This is a genomic window from Duganella sp. BJB476 (assembly GCF_003416895.1).
GTDB lineage: Bacteria > Pseudomonadota > Gammaproteobacteria > Burkholderiales > Burkholderiaceae_D > Rugamonas.
In genome coordinates, this window is the sequence record NZ_QVIO01000002.1 from 702,335 (window position 1) to 716,657 (window position 14,323).

At 63.8% G+C, this 14,323-nt stretch carries 10 protein-coding genes and 1 tRNA gene; 7 read left to right on the plus strand and 4 right to left on the minus strand.

The window, feature by feature from the left end; genetic code table 11:
* Positions 1-28: 28 nt before the first annotated feature.
* From D0T21_RS12745 to D0T21_RS12770, 6 genes are all read left to right on the plus strand, one after another.
* Positions 29-295, plus strand: a complete 267-nt coding sequence (locus tag D0T21_RS12745; RefSeq protein WP_116989490.1) for a YtcA family lipoprotein — start codon at positions 29-31, stop codon at positions 293-295.
* The gene (gene mdtN / locus D0T21_RS12750) at positions 292-1,365 is read left to right on the plus strand and encodes a multidrug transporter subunit MdtN (protein ID WP_116989489.1); all 1,074 of its coding nucleotides are present in this window, start codon (positions 292-294) and stop codon (positions 1,363-1,365) included. Before D0T21_RS12745 ends, mdtN begins: the two co-directional genes overlap by 4 nt.
* A gap of 16 nt (positions 1,366-1,381) precedes the next feature.
* Positions 1,382-3,259, plus strand: a complete 1,878-nt coding sequence (locus D0T21_RS12755; protein ID WP_116989488.1) for an FUSC family protein — start codon at positions 1,382-1,384, stop codon at positions 3,257-3,259.
* 141 nt (positions 3,260-3,400) lie between these two features.
* Positions 3,401-4,630 carry a CaiB/BaiF CoA-transferase family protein gene (locus tag D0T21_RS12760; RefSeq protein ID WP_116989487.1) on the plus strand — a complete coding sequence of 410 codons (1,230 nt, stop codon included), beginning with the start codon at positions 3,401-3,403 and terminating at the stop codon, positions 4,628-4,630.
* 48 nt (positions 4,631-4,678) lie between these two features.
* Positions 4,679-5,890 (plus strand): acyl-CoA dehydrogenase family protein, encoded by a 1,212-nt coding sequence (locus D0T21_RS12765; RefSeq protein WP_116989486.1) that lies wholly within the window; start codon positions 4,679-4,681, stop codon positions 5,888-5,890.
* A 61-nt stretch (positions 5,891-5,951) separates the two neighbouring features.
* Positions 5,952-6,986 carry an AraC family transcriptional regulator gene (locus D0T21_RS12770; RefSeq protein ID WP_116989485.1) on the plus strand — a complete coding sequence of 345 codons (1,035 nt, stop codon included), beginning with the start codon at positions 5,952-5,954 and terminating at the stop codon, positions 6,984-6,986.
* Positions 6,987-7,067: 81 nt separating this feature from the next.
* On the opposite strand, the gene D0T21_RS12775 is transcribed toward D0T21_RS12770, so the two are convergent.
* From D0T21_RS12775 to D0T21_RS12785, 3 genes are all read right to left on the minus strand, one after another.
* The gene (locus tag D0T21_RS12775) at positions 7,068-9,839 is read right to left on the minus strand and encodes a TonB-dependent receptor (protein WP_158568004.1); all 2,772 of its coding nucleotides are present in this window, start codon (positions 9,837-9,839) and stop codon (positions 7,068-7,070) included.
* Between the two features lie 632 nt (positions 9,840-10,471).
* Complete coding sequence (locus D0T21_RS12780) at positions 10,472-10,801, minus strand: hypothetical protein (protein WP_199538440.1); 330 nt, start codon at positions 10,799-10,801, stop codon at positions 10,472-10,474.
* A 510-nt stretch (positions 10,802-11,311) separates the two neighbouring features.
* Positions 11,312-11,401 (minus strand) — tRNA-Ser (locus D0T21_RS12785).
* A 254-nt stretch (positions 11,402-11,655) separates the two neighbouring features.
* Here D0T21_RS12785 and D0T21_RS12790 point away from each other — a divergent pair.
* Positions 11,656-12,159 carry an FxDxF family PEP-CTERM protein gene (locus D0T21_RS12790; RefSeq protein WP_116989483.1) on the plus strand — a complete coding sequence of 168 codons (504 nt, stop codon included), beginning with the start codon at positions 11,656-11,658 and terminating at the stop codon, positions 12,157-12,159.
* 77 nt (positions 12,160-12,236) lie between these two features.
* Here D0T21_RS12790 and D0T21_RS12795 read toward each other — a convergent pair whose 3' ends face one another.
* Positions 12,237-14,321, minus strand: a complete 2,085-nt coding sequence (locus D0T21_RS12795; protein WP_116989482.1) for a bifunctional diguanylate cyclase/phosphodiesterase — start codon at positions 14,319-14,321, stop codon at positions 12,237-12,239.
* Positions 14,322-14,323: the final 2 nt, after the last annotated feature.

Sequence of the window (14,323 nt, forward strand, 5' to 3'; positions counted from 1 at the left end):
ACATCGACAGCCCTCCATTCCGTCACACATGTCCATCCGAACCATGACCGCGTGCGCCGTCATCGCCATCCTGTGCAGCGGATGCGGCGGCGCCCCGAGCATCGCCATCCTTGGCGCCTACTTCCCCGGCTGGATGCTGTGCGCATTGCTCGGCATCGCGCTGGCGCTGGCGATACGGCTGCTGGCCGGCGCCGGCGGCCTGTGGCGCAACGGCGCGCCGCCCCTGCTCTACCCGCTGCTGGCCCTGCTGTGCGGCACGCTACTCTGGCTCTTCCTTTTTCGTGGACTATCATGACGCATCAAGCAACCGCAAGCCCTGCCGCCGACCACCTCCGCCGCGCCGGCTGGCGCCGCTTCGCGCTGCCCCTGGTGGCGCTGCTGGCGCTGGCCGCGCTGGCGTATGCCGTCAGCTACGTCGACAGCTACCCGCGCACCGATGACGCGTTCGTCCAGGCCGACACCATCGGCGTGGCCTCGCAGGTGGCCGGCCGCATCGTCAGCCTCAAGGCGCGCGACAACGCCGTGGTGGCCAGGGGCGACATCCTGTTCGTCATCGACCGCCGGCCGTACCAGCTGGACGTCGAACGGCTGCGCGCCCAGCTGGCCACGCTGGAGGCGCAAATCGGCCTGACGCAACGCCAGGTCGACGCCCAACGCTACGCGGCCGACGCCGCCGGCAGCAATGTCGCGCGCGCCCGGCAGACCGCGGCGCAGCGGCAGTCCAGCCTGCAACGCCTGGAGCCCTTGCTGGCCGACGAATTCGTCACCAGGGAGCAGGTCGAGCTGGCCCGCACGGCGCGCGGCACGGCCGACGCCGAATTGCAGTCGGCGCTGCTGGAGCGCAAGCGCGCCGCCAGCGCGGTCAGCGGCGTCGACGCGCTGGTGGCGCAGAAGCGCGAGCTGGCCGCGGCCATCGCCCATGCCGACTACCTGCTGGAGCAGACCGTGGTGCGGGCGCCGTTCGACGGCCGCGTGGTCGATCTCGGCATTTCCGAGGGCGAGTTCGCGGTGAGCGGCAAGCCGCTGTTCACGCTGATCGACACGCGCGCTTGGTACGTGGTGGCCAATTTCCGCGAAACGGAATTGAAGAAGATGCGCCCCGGCGGCGCCGCCAGCGTCTACCTGATGACCGATCCCGACCAGCGCTTTGACGGCACCGTCGATTCGGTGGGCTGGGGCGTGCTGCCCGACGAAGGCGGCAGCGCGCAGGGCTTGCCGAAGGTGCCGCGTTCGATCAACTGGGTTCATGTGGCGCAGCGTTTCCCGGTTCGTATCCGCGTCCACAATCCGTCGGCCGCGCTGTTCCGCATCGGCGCATCGGCCGTGGTGACGGTGGCGCCGGATCACGCCGGCGAGCATCGTTGAGCGCCAGGCGCCGGCCATGAGCGTCCGCCCCCTCCGCCCGCCTCCGGCCGGGTTCAGCGCCGCCGCGCTGTGCGCCGAGCTGGCGCCATGGCCGGGACGCGCGGACGCCAGCCTGCGCATGCTGATCGCCTGCCTGCTGATCGTCACGCTGTCGATGGCGCTGCGGATTCCCAATGCGGCATTGTCGGCCTACATGGTGTTCTTTGTCTCGCGCGAAGACATGGCGACCACCACCGCCACCGGCATCGCGCTGATCGGCGCGATCACCGCCGCCATCGGCCTGACGCTGCTGGCCTATGTCGTCACCATCGACGCGCCGGCGTTGCGGCTGGGCTTGATGACCGTGCTGTTCTGCGCCGGCATGTATTTGTCGCGCGTGTTCGTCGCCGGCCCGATCGGATTCGGGATTGGCTTCATCCTGCTGATTACGCAGTCCACCGTCGACCTGTATCCGGCCGCCGAGCCGCTGGTGCGCGACACGCTGTGGACCTGGATGGCCTTGTTCTTTTCCATCCTCGTGGTGGTGCTGGTCAACGTGCTGCTGTGGCCGGCGCGCCCGCTGGCGCTGCTGCAACAGGAGGCGCGCCGCTGCCTGGCCGGCGTGATCGATGCGCTCGACGCGCAACTGGCGGACGGTGCTGCGCCGCCCCACGTTCCCGCCGGCACGCGCCTGGGCGCCTTGTTGAAACTGGCCGGCGCCGGCCATCCCCGGCTCAAGGCGCAGCTGCCGCATTACGCCGCCGTGCTCAGGGCGCTGGACCATCTGGCCGATGCGGCGGCGATGCCATCGAAACTGCCGGCGGCGCCATCGTCCTGGAACCGCCTGCTGGCGCTGCGGCTGGCGTGCGTGCGGTTGCGCGATGCGCTCGACAACGCTGGCGTAGCGCAGACACCGGAGCCGCCGCCACCAGACAGCGGCGCCGACGCCCCCCTGGTCCGGGAAATGGAACACCATCTGCGCGAGATTGCCAGGCTGTGGCCCACATCCGGTCCCCATCTGCCCGAAGCGGCGGCGCAAGCCCCTCGCCGGCTGTTCGTGGCGGATGCCCTGAGCAATCCCGCGCACCTGCAATTCGCGCTGAAGACGACATTTGCCTCGATGCTGTGCTACGTGCTCTACACCGCATGGGCCTGGCCCGGCATCCACACCTGCGTCATCACCTGCGCGGTGGTGGCGCTGACCAGCACCGGCGCCACCATCCACAAGGCCACGTTGCGCATCGCCGGCGCATTGGTGGGCGGCGCGCTGGCCCTGCTGGCCACCGTGTTCGTGGTGCCGCATCTCGCATCGGTCGGCGGCCTGCTGATGACGATCGCGCCGGTGGTCGCCGCCAGCGCCTGGATCGCCGCCGGCAGCGAGCGCAGCGCCTACTTCGGCTGGCAGATCGCGTTTGCGTTTTTCCTGTGCATCCTGCACGGTTTCGGACCGAATGCCGATGTCACGCTGGTGCGCGATCGCCTGGTCGGCATCCTGCTGGGCATTACCGTCATGAGCCTGGTGTTCAAGCTGGTCTGGCCCGAGCGCGCGGAGCGGCGCATGCACGCGCTGCTGGCGCGGGCCGTTTGCGCCGGCGCCGCGCTGCTCGAGCGCGATCCCGACACCCCTCTGGCGCCGTCCGAATTTGCCGAGTACCGCGGCGCCATCCTGCGCGACCTGGCCGATGCCGAACGCCTGGCAGGCATGGCCGCGTTCGAGACGATACGGTCGGCCAGGGAGCTGGTCGCGTCAACGCGGCGCGCGCTCGGCAACGGGCTGCATCTGGCGCTTCTCGATACGGCAGCCAGCGACGCCACGCCGTCGCGGCTCGGCCATGCCCGCCTGCTGCGACAGGCCGCCGGCCACCTCGACAACGGCAGCGACGCCGCCCTCGCCCTGCTCGACGCGGCCGCATAAGCGCCCCCATCCCAATCGCCTGCCAGCGCGCCGCATGATTGCGATATGCGCGCAAGAGAGCAAAAGACAGCCGCCGCGCCACGGGAGAGCATACGCCATCACACCTCTCCCCATCGATCGTCGATCCAGCAAAGGAATTCCATGAGCACCATACCGCAAGCCAGCCTGTTCACCGGCCTCAAGGTCGTCGACCTGGCCAGCTTTATCGCCGGACCGGCCGCGACCACCATCCTGTCCGACTTCGGCGCCGACGTGATCAAGGTCGAACCGCCCGGCTTGGGCGACCCCTACCGCTATTTCTACCTGACCCCGCCCAACCCCGCCTGCGAGACCAACTACGCCTGGCAGCTCACCAACCGCAACAAGCGCAGCATCGCGCTCGACCTGAAGTCGCCGGCCGCGCGCCGCGTGTTGCACCGGCTGGTCCGCTGGGCGGACGTGCTGGTGACCAACTTCCCGCCCAAGGTACGCAAGGCGCTCGGCCTGACCTACGAGGAGCTGGCCCCGCTCAACGACCGCCTGATCTATGCGGACATCACCGGCTACGGCCTCGAAGGTCCCGAGGCGGACAAGCCCGGTTTCGACATCACCGCCTACTGGGCGCGCACCGGGCTGATGGAAGTGACTCACGACGCCGACAGCCCGCCGACGCTGCCGATTCCCGGCATCGGCGACCATGCGACGGCGGTGACGCTGTACTCGGCCATCGTCACCGGACTGTACCGGCGCACGCTGACCGGCAAAGGCGGCCACGTGAGCACCTCGCTGATCGCCGAGGGCGCATGGGCGGCCTCGACCTGGATCGAAGGCGCGCTGCACGGCGCCAAATTCGTCGAACAGCACGACCGCAAGCGCCCGTCCAACGCGCTGCTCAACCCCTACCGCAGCGCCGACCAGCGCTGGCTGCTGCTGGTCGCCGCGCAGGAAAAAGACTGGCCCGGCTTTGTGCAAGCGATGCGCCTGCCGCAGCTACTGGATGATCCGCGCTTCGCCACCAAACAGCTGCGGGTGCAGCACGCCGCCGATCTGGTGGCGCTGCTCGATCCGGTCTTCGCCAGCCAGCCGCTGGCGCACTGGCGCACCGTGCTCGACCAGGGCCGCGTCATTTTCGGCGTGGTCCAGACCTTCGACGAGATCGTGCGCGATCCGCAGATGATCGCCAACGACATCCTGGTGCCGCTGGCGGGCCCGCACGGCGAGGCCACGCATACCGTCAACAGCCCGATGCAGTTGCTCGACGTTCCCAAGGTCCGCCCGCGGCTGGCGCCGGAACTGGGCCAGCACAGCGTCGACGTGTTGCAGGAACTGGAGTTCAGCGCGGCTGAAATCGCCGAGCTGAAATCGAGCGGCGCCGTCGTGGCCGCGCCCTGAGTCGTTTGCGCCACCTTTCCTTTTCACTCACTTGATCCGGATACCACCATGCCATCGAACGATAATTCACAGCGCCCACCCAAGTCCCTGCCGGCTGCCGACGGCGATTTCTATGCGGTCAGCCAGACCCTGAGCGATGCCGACAACGCCATCCGCCTGCAAGTGCGCGCCTTCATGGAAACCGAAGTCCAGCCCATCATCAACGACTATTGGGCCAGGGACGCCTTCCCGTTCGAACTGCTGCCGAAGATGCGCGCGCTCGGCATCGGCGGCCTGCCCTACCAGGGGTATGGCTGTCCGGGCAAAAGCATGATGCTGATGGGCTTTGTGATGATGGAGATGGCGCGCGTCGATGCGTCCATCTCGACATTCTTCGGCGTGCACACGGGGCTGGCGATGGGATCGATCTTCCTGTGCGGCTCGGAAGCACAGAAAGCCAGGTGGTTGCCGCCGATGGCCAGGCTCGACAAGATCGGCTCGTTCGGGCTGACCGAGCCGGAAACCGGCTCCGGCACCGCCGGCGGCCTGCAAACGACGGCCAGGCGCGACGGCGACAGCTGGGTCCTGAACGGCCAGAAGAAATGGATAGGCAACGCCACCTGGGGCCACCTGACCGTCATCTGGGCGCGCGACGTCGACGACGGCCAGGTCAAGGGCTTCATCGTCGCAAACGACACGCCCGGCTTTTCGGTGGAAAAAATCGTCACCAAGATGGCGCTGCGCGTGGTGCAGAACGGCCTGATCACCATGCGCGACTGCCGCATCCCCGACGACCAGCACCTGAAGGGCGCGAACTCGTTCAAGGACACCGCCAGCGTGCTGCGCATGAGCCGCGCCGCGGTGGCCTGGGAATCGGTCGGCTGCGCCACCGGCGCCTACGAGCATGCGCTGCGCTACGCCCAGCAGCGCGAGCAGTTCGGCAAGCCGATCGCCTCGTTCCAGCTGATCCAGGATTTATTGTTCCGCATGCTGGGCAACATCACATCGACCCAGGCGCTGTGCCTTCGCCTGTCGCAGTTGCAGGAGCAAGGCATCATGAAGGACGAGCACGCGTCGCTGGCCAAGGGCGTCTGCACGGTGCGCATGCGCGAGACGGTCGGCTGGGCGCGCGAACTGCTCGGCGCCAACGGCATCCTGCTCGAACATCATATCGGCCGCTTCGTCGCCGACGCCGAGGCGCTGTATTCCTACGAGGGCACGCGCGAGATGAACAGCCTGATCGTCGGCAAGGCCATTACCGGCTTCAGCGCCTTCGTCTGAGCCTGTCGGCGCCGGGCAGCAGTATGATAGGCTTCCGCAGGCAAACGATAGGAGAACAGGCGTGACGGGAATCAAATACATCGGCGCGGCAGAACGCATTTATCCCGTCTACAAGCTCATTCCGCTGACGCGGCACCTGGTCGCCGCCGGCATCCCGGCCGAGCACACGCTGGCCGGCGCCGACATCGCGCCGGCCGACTTGAGCGATCCTTATTTCTTCATTTCGCGGCAACAGGTCACCACCGTCTTCGACAACTTCCTGCGCCTGACGCCGGGGCAACTCAGTCCGCTGGAACTGGGCGCCTCCTTTCACCTGACCGACTACGGCTTTTACGGTTATGCCCTGCTCAGCAGCGCGACCGTGCGCGCCGCCGTCAACTTCGGGCTCGCCTACCGCGAGCTGGCCACGCCCATCGTCGACCTCGAACTGGTGGAGGCGGGCGACGAAGCCATCTGGATCATCCGCGCCCTGCCCGGCTTCGCGCTGCACGAGACCACGGCGCGCTTCGTGCAGGAGTACCAGAGCGGCATCCTGCTGTCGCTGCACAAAAGCATATCGGGCAACGCCTTCCGCCTGCGCTCGGCCAGCTTCGGATTCAGCGTGCCGGCCGGCGCCGCGCATTACCACAGCGTGCTGAACTGCCCGATCGAGTTCGATGCGCCGCATACCGAATTGCGCTTCGATCTGGCCTGGCTGGAGCAGCGTCCGCTGGGCGCCCACGCCATCACCTTCCAGCTGGTGCAGGACACTTGCCAGGAAATGCTGGACCGCATCGGCGGCGGACGCGGCGTGGTCGGCGAGATCTACCGACACCTGCTGGGTCGGTCGGGCCAGTTCGCCAGCCTGGAGGACATGGCGACCCAGCTCGGCCTGCATCCGCGCACGCTGCGGCGCAAGATCATCAGCGAGGGCTCGACGTACCAGAAAATCGTCGACGAGGTGAGGTTTAAGCTGGCGTCGACCTATCTGACGCGCACCGAGATGACCCATGAGTCGATTTCGGAGCGGCTAGGCTTCAGCGATGCGTCGAGCTTCCGCCGCGCGTTCAAGCGGTGGGCGGGCCTGTCGCCGAATGAGTTCAAGCAGCGGCCGTGATTTTGGGTATCCGGCGGTGAAATGAAAACACCCTGCAAGCTTGCGGCTTGCAGGGTGCTGGGTCATCTCATCGCGACGAACTTAGAAGGCGTACGTTGCGCTCACGTAAGCGGTCGCGCCGTGCGGATCGTAGTACGTAGGATCGTAACCAGCCTGGAAGTAGTTACCCAGGGTGATCGCCTCAGGCGGCTTGCGGTTGAGCAGGTTCTTCACACCCGCGCGCAGGTTCAGCCCCTTGACCAGACCGGAGTAGGACACTTGCGCATCCCAGGTCGAGAGCGAGCCAACGTGCACCGCATCGGTACCGGTGGCCGAGTCGAAGCGCGCTGCATCGTAGTAACCGGACTGGAAGTTCTGGGTCAGGTCGGCGCCCCAGTTCTTGTATTTCCAGTCCAGCGTCAGCTGGTGCTTCCAGCGGAAGATGATGCCGCCGGCACTGACCGCGTTCAACGGCGCGCCGTTGGCGTCGATGGTGTGCGCCACGCTAGGCTGGACAGTACCGTCCGGCAAGGTCTGATCGAACTTGCTGGTGTAGGTGCCGTTCAGGTGCGTGCTAAAGGTGCCGAAGTTATCGGTCTTGGCGATGCGCCAGCGCACGTCCAGGTCCAGCCCTTCGGTTTTCATGCCGCCGGCGTTCAGGTTGGTGGCGGTGATCTGCGAAATAGCGCCCGAGCCGTCACGCTGCACCAGACCGGTGTACAGCGGGTTGCCGGCAAATGCCTGTCGCACGATCAGCTGCGGATCCAGCGTGGTGACCAGGTTGCTGACGTTGATTTTCCAGTAATCCAGCGCGAACGACAGGCCAGGCATCGGATCGATGACCAGCCCGATCGACGATTGCTCGGATTTCTCCGGCTTCAGCGCGGTATTGCCGCCCGTCAGCAGGGTGTACTGGCCGGAAGTCTTGGTGCCAGGATCGGTGAAGGTCGCGCTGGTGCCGAAGGTCTGCGGATTGAACAGCTCAGGCAGGGCCGCTTCGCGGAAACCGCGGCCATACGATGCGCGCACCAGCAGTTGCGACAGCGGCTGATAGCGGAAGCTGATCTTCGGATTGGTCGAGGTCGCGGTCGGGAATTTGTCGGTACGCACCGCCAGATCGCCTTCCAGCTCCTTCAGGATCGGCACGTTCAATTCGCCAAACAGCGCCGACGAGTGACGCGATGCCGACAGCGGCAATGCCTGGGCGCCGTAGCCGGCGATGTCGCCCGACTGGAACGCCGCGCTCGGGTTGAGGTTCAGGTTCTCGTTGCTGATCGAACCACCCACCGCGAACTTGGCGGTACCGGCCGGCAGCTGGTACAGGTCGCCGGAAACGCGCGCCTGCAGGGCGTCATTGCTCAGCTGCGAATTGATCATCGGGCCGTTGTAATTGGTCGCCCGGATTTGCGCGGCCAAGGCCGGCGTCTGGGTCGCCGCGTACGGGTTGAAGGCATTGTTATTGCTCAGCAGCTTGGCCAGCGCCAGTTGCGACTGGTAGCCATCCTGCGTGACTTCGCTGACGTCGCTGACGTTGTGGACGTAGGCGACATCGTAGTCATAGCCCTTGATGGTGCCGCGCATGCCGATCACCAGGTGCGACAGCTTGGCCAGATCCTCGTGCAGGCGATTGCCGCCGTCGAAGGCGCGATAGCTGACGGTGACCGGTTGGCCGGCCGAGTCCGTGCCCGCCAGGAAGCTGGTCGGGTAATAGGGGCTGCTCGGCGACAGGATGATGGCTGGATAGACATCGGCTTTCTGGAACGCCAGGTCATCCTTCAGGAAGTTGGTGTTGTACGGCGACGGCTGGGCCAGGGTGATGGTGTTCTGCTGCGAGTGGAAGCCTTCCACGAACACTTCATTGTTTTCGTTGAGCTTGAAGCGCAGGCTGGCCGCGACGTTGGCGCGCTTGACTTCAGGCATCAGCGCGACCAGTGGCGCCGGATTGTAGCGGCAGCTGCCGGTGTTGGCGTCGAAGGTGCTGCCGTTCTGGGCGCAGTTGGCGCCGTTGTTGTCGCTCAGCGGATTGCCCAGCGGGTCGCCGATCGAATTCAGGCGGTGCGGAATCACGCCGCCGGCGTTCGGCGTGGTGTACGGATCGAAGGTGTTGATGTTGCCGCTGTTGGTGGCGCTGGCTTCACGCAGGCCATTGTCGTTCCATGCCTTGTTGGCGTAGCCGCGCTGGCGGCCGAGGATCTGCTTGTCCTTGCCGACGTCGGCCGACACGGTGATGTTGTAGCGGTCCGTATCGAAATCACCCCAGCCCGCGATAATCGAGGCCTTGGTATTGCCGCCGCCGCCATCCTTGGTGCCGCTGCCGTAGCCGCTCACTTCGACGCCGCTGAAGTTGTTGCGCAGGATGAAGTTGATCACACCGCCGATGGCGTCGGAGCCGTACACGCCGGAAGCGCCGTCCTTCAGCAGTTCGACGTGGTCGACCGAGGCCAGCGGAATGGCGTTGATGTCGACCGTGGTGCCGTCGGTGGCGTAGTTGGCCAGGCGGCGGCCGTTGACCAGAATCAGCGTCTTGCTCGCGCCGATGCCGCGCAGACTGGCCGAGGACAGGCCGTAGGTGGATGCGCCGACGCCCTGGGCCGCGTTGACCGCGCCCACCTGGGTGTTCGAGCTGATCGAGGCAAGCAGTTGTTCGGTCGAGGTGACACCCATTTTCTGGATATCTTCACGGGTGACGGTCTGCACCGGCAACGCGCCCTCGGCCTGGGCCCGCTTGATCGACGAACCGGTGATTTCAACGCGCTGCAGCGGTGGCTCGGCCGCGGTCTGTGCCTGGGCCACAGCGGCGGCGCCCAGTCCCAGCATCACGGTGCCGGAGAACATCAGGCGCAGCGAGCGCGAGATAATTTTTTCTGTTGTCATTTTTAGTCCCAATTTAAAAAAGAGCATCACACCCCGTGACGGCGGCGTTCGGAATGGTTGGCTACTGCGCGGAAGCAATACTTCGTTGGTGCCAATCTTGTTTTTCGCTCAGCGGCGAACTCGGTGTCGACTCTGCAATGTATAGACAGGCAGGATCGGTCCAGATCAAAACATGGCTGGGAAAGCGGTGTCAACGGCCAAACCGGTTTTTGTATTTAAAGCAACAGTTACAAAACGAGATGTAATAAGACGGGAGTTTTAATACGTTCTTAAGCATTGCAAAAAGATATGACAACTTCAGAAAATTGCAGAATTTTTGTAATGAATAATGCAATATTTAACGTATTAAATATGCATTTTTTGTGCCGACGGGATTTGGTGGGCGGGACCTGCCCGCGGGACGCGCCAGGCAATAAAAAAACGCCAGCACCGACCGCAATCTTGAGCGCGGGCTGGCTGGCGTTTTTTGTATTTCCTGGCGGAAGCGGTTAGAGCTTAACTGCTGGCAATTTTGGCCCTCTTAGTAGCGACGGCTCGCCACGTCTTGTGACGTCGCCGCCCGCGGGCATCCTATTTCAACATCGACGGCTCCGGAGTCGGCCAGCGCGCCCGCGCCCATGAGAAAAAAGCGCTTATGCACCATCTGTGTGCTGGTCAAATTCAATTCCGCCAATGTGGCGGAATGCGCGGTTGTAAACGAAGCATGCGATCCACACCATGACATAGGCCATCACCAGGTAAATAAAGGGAAATAGAAGCAAAACAAACATCGATGGTCCGATTGTATTTCCCGCTGCATCGACTGGCTGGGGCAAGAGCCAAAGACTGATAGCCATCGGAATCGCAAATATCAACGAGCTGACAGCCATGAGGATACCGAATACTTTGGCATTTTGATGAGGCGAGAGGCGGGTAATTTGTGTTCTCATACTTTTCTTTGAGGTTGGGGTTAAATAGTCCATCTGTCGCGTCAGAGTGTGCTCGGGACAGTTATGATTTCCTGATCAATTTCCAGCTTTAACGATGTCAGCGAATACTTGGCGTGACGTACCGTCGCGCCCTTTTGATAGACAATCGAGAGTTGCATTGGGTCGAGCACTTCAAAGGAAAAGATGCGAATCTGCCGCAGGAACTTCACTGACTCATCCAGATCGCCATTATCTTTGTAGCCATCTAGCTAGAATATCATCTTGCTCGCCGGGAAAATACGCGGTTTGTCACGACGCAATGTGCGGGGATTTTATGCTGTGGCCTGGGTTGTAGAGTGTGCTGATCGCGCGCCCTCGGCGCGCGAAGCTGCCGCGTAGCGGCAGCAGTTGGGCGATTCGGAGCGGGATGGCCCTGCAGGGCCATGCCCTTCGAATCTCACACGCAGGGCCCGCAGGGGCCCTGCTCGCTTCCGCCAGGAAATAAAAAAACGCCAGCACCGACCGCGATCTTGAGCGCGGGCTGGCTGGCGTTTTTTTATTTCCTGGCGGAAGCGGTGAGATTCGAACTCACGAACAGTTTAACCCGTCGCTAGTTTTCAAGACTAGTGCCTTCAACCACTCGGCCACGCTTCCTAAGTGTGCAGCATTATACAGATTTCACCCCCGACTGGGTGCCAAAACCCTGACGACTGACCACCCTTTCCTTCATGTCACCCCAGCAAAGTTTCAAATAAACAATACAGTTGTTTTTTTGAAAAACAAGTTGTAATATTTTCTTGGCTTCGATACCATAGAACTTAGTAATTAATTGAAATTGTTTTTCCCACGAGAAATAGCTCCCTGCGGAAATTTATCGCATCCTAACCCAACAGAATTGACGGGAATTTATGAACTTTAAATCCACCATCCTTGCGGCAGCGCTGCTGGTTGCTTCCGCAGTTGCTTCGGCAAACACCACTATCGTCCTGACCCCAACGGCGACGCCTCACTTATTCTCGGGCACCTTCGCCGGCTACGCTACGACCAACACTTTTGATCTGGACCTGACCCACTTCGCCAGCGCCAGCAATTTTTTCGGTCAGGTGTCGGCTAACTTCACCGGCGGCGCCGGCTATGACGTTACCGGTGTCAGCCTGGACGGCCACAGTTTCGTTCCAGTACTCGACCTGACCTTCGGCAACAACGGTGTCGACTACTGGCAGCTGCTGAAGCCAACACTGACCAACACGCTGCACCACATCACCGTGACCGGTACGCCGCTGATCAACACCCAGGGCTTCGTTGGTTCGCTGTCGTTGAAAGTCACTCCGGTACCGGAACCTGAAACCTACGCGATGATGATCGCCGGCCTGGGCCTGGTTGGCTTCATGGCACGCCGCCGCAAGGCATAATGCTTTGCCGGCGCCGACGGCGTCCGGCATCAGCAAAAAAAAACAGACCTCGGTCTGTTTTTTTTCGTCCATACGACTCAGGCGGCCCGGCTGGCCTGCCCCGGCGTCCAGTTCTCGCGCAGCGCCTGCTCGAACGCTTCTGCTTCCAGCGGCCGCGAGAACAGATAGCCCTGCACTTCGTCGCAGCCCGAATTCTTCAAGAACGCCAGCTGCTCGACCGTCTCCACGCCCTCGGCGATGACTTTGTGCTTGAGCTGCTGCGCAATGCTGATGATGGTGTTGGCGATCGCGCAGTCATTGGCGTCGCCAGGGATGCCGATGGTGAACGAGCGGTCGATCTTCAAGGTGTCGATAGGGAAGCGCTTCAGGTACGACAGGCTCGAATAGCCGGTGCCGAAATCGTCCAGCGACAAGGTCACGCCCAGCGCCGTGATGCGGTCCATGATGCCGATCACGCGGTCGATGTTGTGCATCAGCGTGCTTTCGGTGATCTCCAGCTCCAGCCAGGTCGGCTCCAGCCCGTAGCGCGTCAGCGTCTCTTGCACCCGCCCCGGCAAGGCCGAGGTGAACTCGCGCGCCGACACATTGACCGCCAGCCGTATCGGCGGCAAGCCCGCATCCTTCCACACCTTGGCCTGCGCGCAGGCCGCTTCCAGCACCCATTCGCCGACCTGCACCACCAGCCCGGTGGCCTCGGCCAGCGGGATGAACTCGATCGGCGGCACCAGGCCGCGCACCGGATGGCGCCAGCGCACCAGCGCCTCGGCGCCGATGATCTTGCCGCTGTCGATGCTGAACTTGGGCTGGTAGTGCAGCAGCAGCTCGCCGTGGCCCAGCGCGTGGCGCAGCCCCGATTCGATCCGCATGCGTTCCTGCATGCCCTGGTTCATGTCCTGGCTGTAGAACGCGACGTGATCGCCTTCCGCCCCGCCCTCCTGCTTGGCGCGGTACATGGCGATGTCGGCCAGCCGCAGCAGGGTCTCGGCGTCGCCGCCGTCCTGCGGGTAGACGCTGATGCCGATGCTGCCGCCCACGCGCAGGTCGTGGCCGTCGATCAGGATCGGCGTGTTGAGCGTGCCCAGCAGCTTTTGCGCCACCATGCTCGCTTCGAAATGCTGGCCGATGTCGAACAGGCCGACGGCGAATTCGTCGCCGCCCAGCCGCGCCACCAGGTCCTGGTCACGCAGCACGGCGCGGAAGCGGCGCGCCACTTCGCGCAGCAGCTCGTCGCCGATCTTGCGGCCCAGGGTGTCGTTGATCAGCTTGAAGCGGTTGAGGTCGATGAACAGCACGCAGCCGTGCAGCTTGCTGCGCTGGGCCACGGTCAGGGCCTGGTCGACCAGTTTGGTCAGCAGCGAACGGTTCGGCAGGTTGGTCAGCGCGTCGTAGTAGGCCAGGTGGTGGATGCGCTCTTCCGCCATCTTGCGTTCGGTGATGTCGGTCAGGTAGGCGATCAGGCCGATGGCGCGATCGTTGATGTCGCGCAGCGGCGACAGCGACAGGCTGGCCCAGAACACTTCGCCCGATTTTTTCTTGCGCCGCACTTCCATCAGGCGTCCGCCCTGCTCCAGGAAAGTGTCGTCGAAACTCTCGTCTTCGTCGTCGTACAGGAACAGGATGTTGCGCCCCACCGCTTCCACCGAGCTGTAGCCGAACAGGCGCTCCGCGCCCTTGTTCCAGCTGATGATGAAGCCGCTCATGTCCATGGTCAGCACCGACTCGTGGATATGGTCGAGGATCTGCGCCTGGTGCTGCAACTGCGATTCCACCTGCACGTAGGCGTGGGTGGAGCGCTGCGCCAGCGCGTGCACCTGCAACACGCTGCCGGCCAGGTTGGCCAGGCTGGCCAGGTGCTCGCGGTCGAGCGAGCTGTAGCGCTCGCGGCCGGACACCACGAAGCGGCCGAAATATTCGTCGTCGAACAGGATGTCCTGGGTCAGGCTGGGCACCGCGTCGTCATTGGCGGCCAGCACTTCGATCACCGGCGGCTTGAGCAGCATGGCGTGGGTGTCGGCCGGCAGGAATTCGCCCAGCGGACTGTTCATCACGCTGCGGACGATGCGCCCCAGCTCCTCGGCCAGCGCCGCTCCGCGCAAGCGCAACACCGCGTCGCATAAAGCCGCGCTGTTGCTCAGGAAATCGGAGACGGGATGCGCGACCATGG

What these genes read in the sequence shown, in the direction of transcription:
- D0T21_RS12745 (WP_116989490.1), top strand. Translation starts at nt 29, where the DNA reads ATGTCCATCCGAACCATGACCGCGTGCGCCGTCATCGCCATCCTGTGC.
- mdtN (WP_116989489.1), top strand. Translation starts at nt 292, where the DNA reads ATGACGCATCAAGCAACCGCAAGCCCTGCCGCCGACCACCTCCGCCGC.
- D0T21_RS12755 (WP_116989488.1), top strand. Translation starts at nt 1,382, where the DNA reads ATGAGCGTCCGCCCCCTCCGCCCGCCTCCGGCCGGGTTCAGCGCCGCC.
- D0T21_RS12760 (WP_116989487.1), top strand. Translation starts at nt 3,401, where the DNA reads ATGAGCACCATACCGCAAGCCAGCCTGTTCACCGGCCTCAAGGTCGTC.
- D0T21_RS12765 (WP_116989486.1), top strand. Translation starts at nt 4,679, where the DNA reads ATGCCATCGAACGATAATTCACAGCGCCCACCCAAGTCCCTGCCGGCT.
- D0T21_RS12775 (WP_158568004.1), bottom strand. Translation starts at nt 9,839, where the DNA reads ATGACAACAGAAAAAATTATCTCGCGCTCGCTGCGCCTGATGTTCTCC.
- D0T21_RS12780 (WP_199538440.1), bottom strand. Translation starts at nt 10,801, where the DNA reads ATGGACTATTTAACCCCAACCTCAAAGAAAAGTATGAGAACACAAATT.
- D0T21_RS12790 (WP_116989483.1), top strand. Translation starts at nt 11,656, where the DNA reads ATGAACTTTAAATCCACCATCCTTGCGGCAGCGCTGCTGGTTGCTTCC.
- D0T21_RS12795 (WP_116989482.1), bottom strand. Translation starts at nt 14,321, where the DNA reads ATGGTCGCGCATCCCGTCTCCGATTTCCTGAGCAACAGCGCGGCTTTA.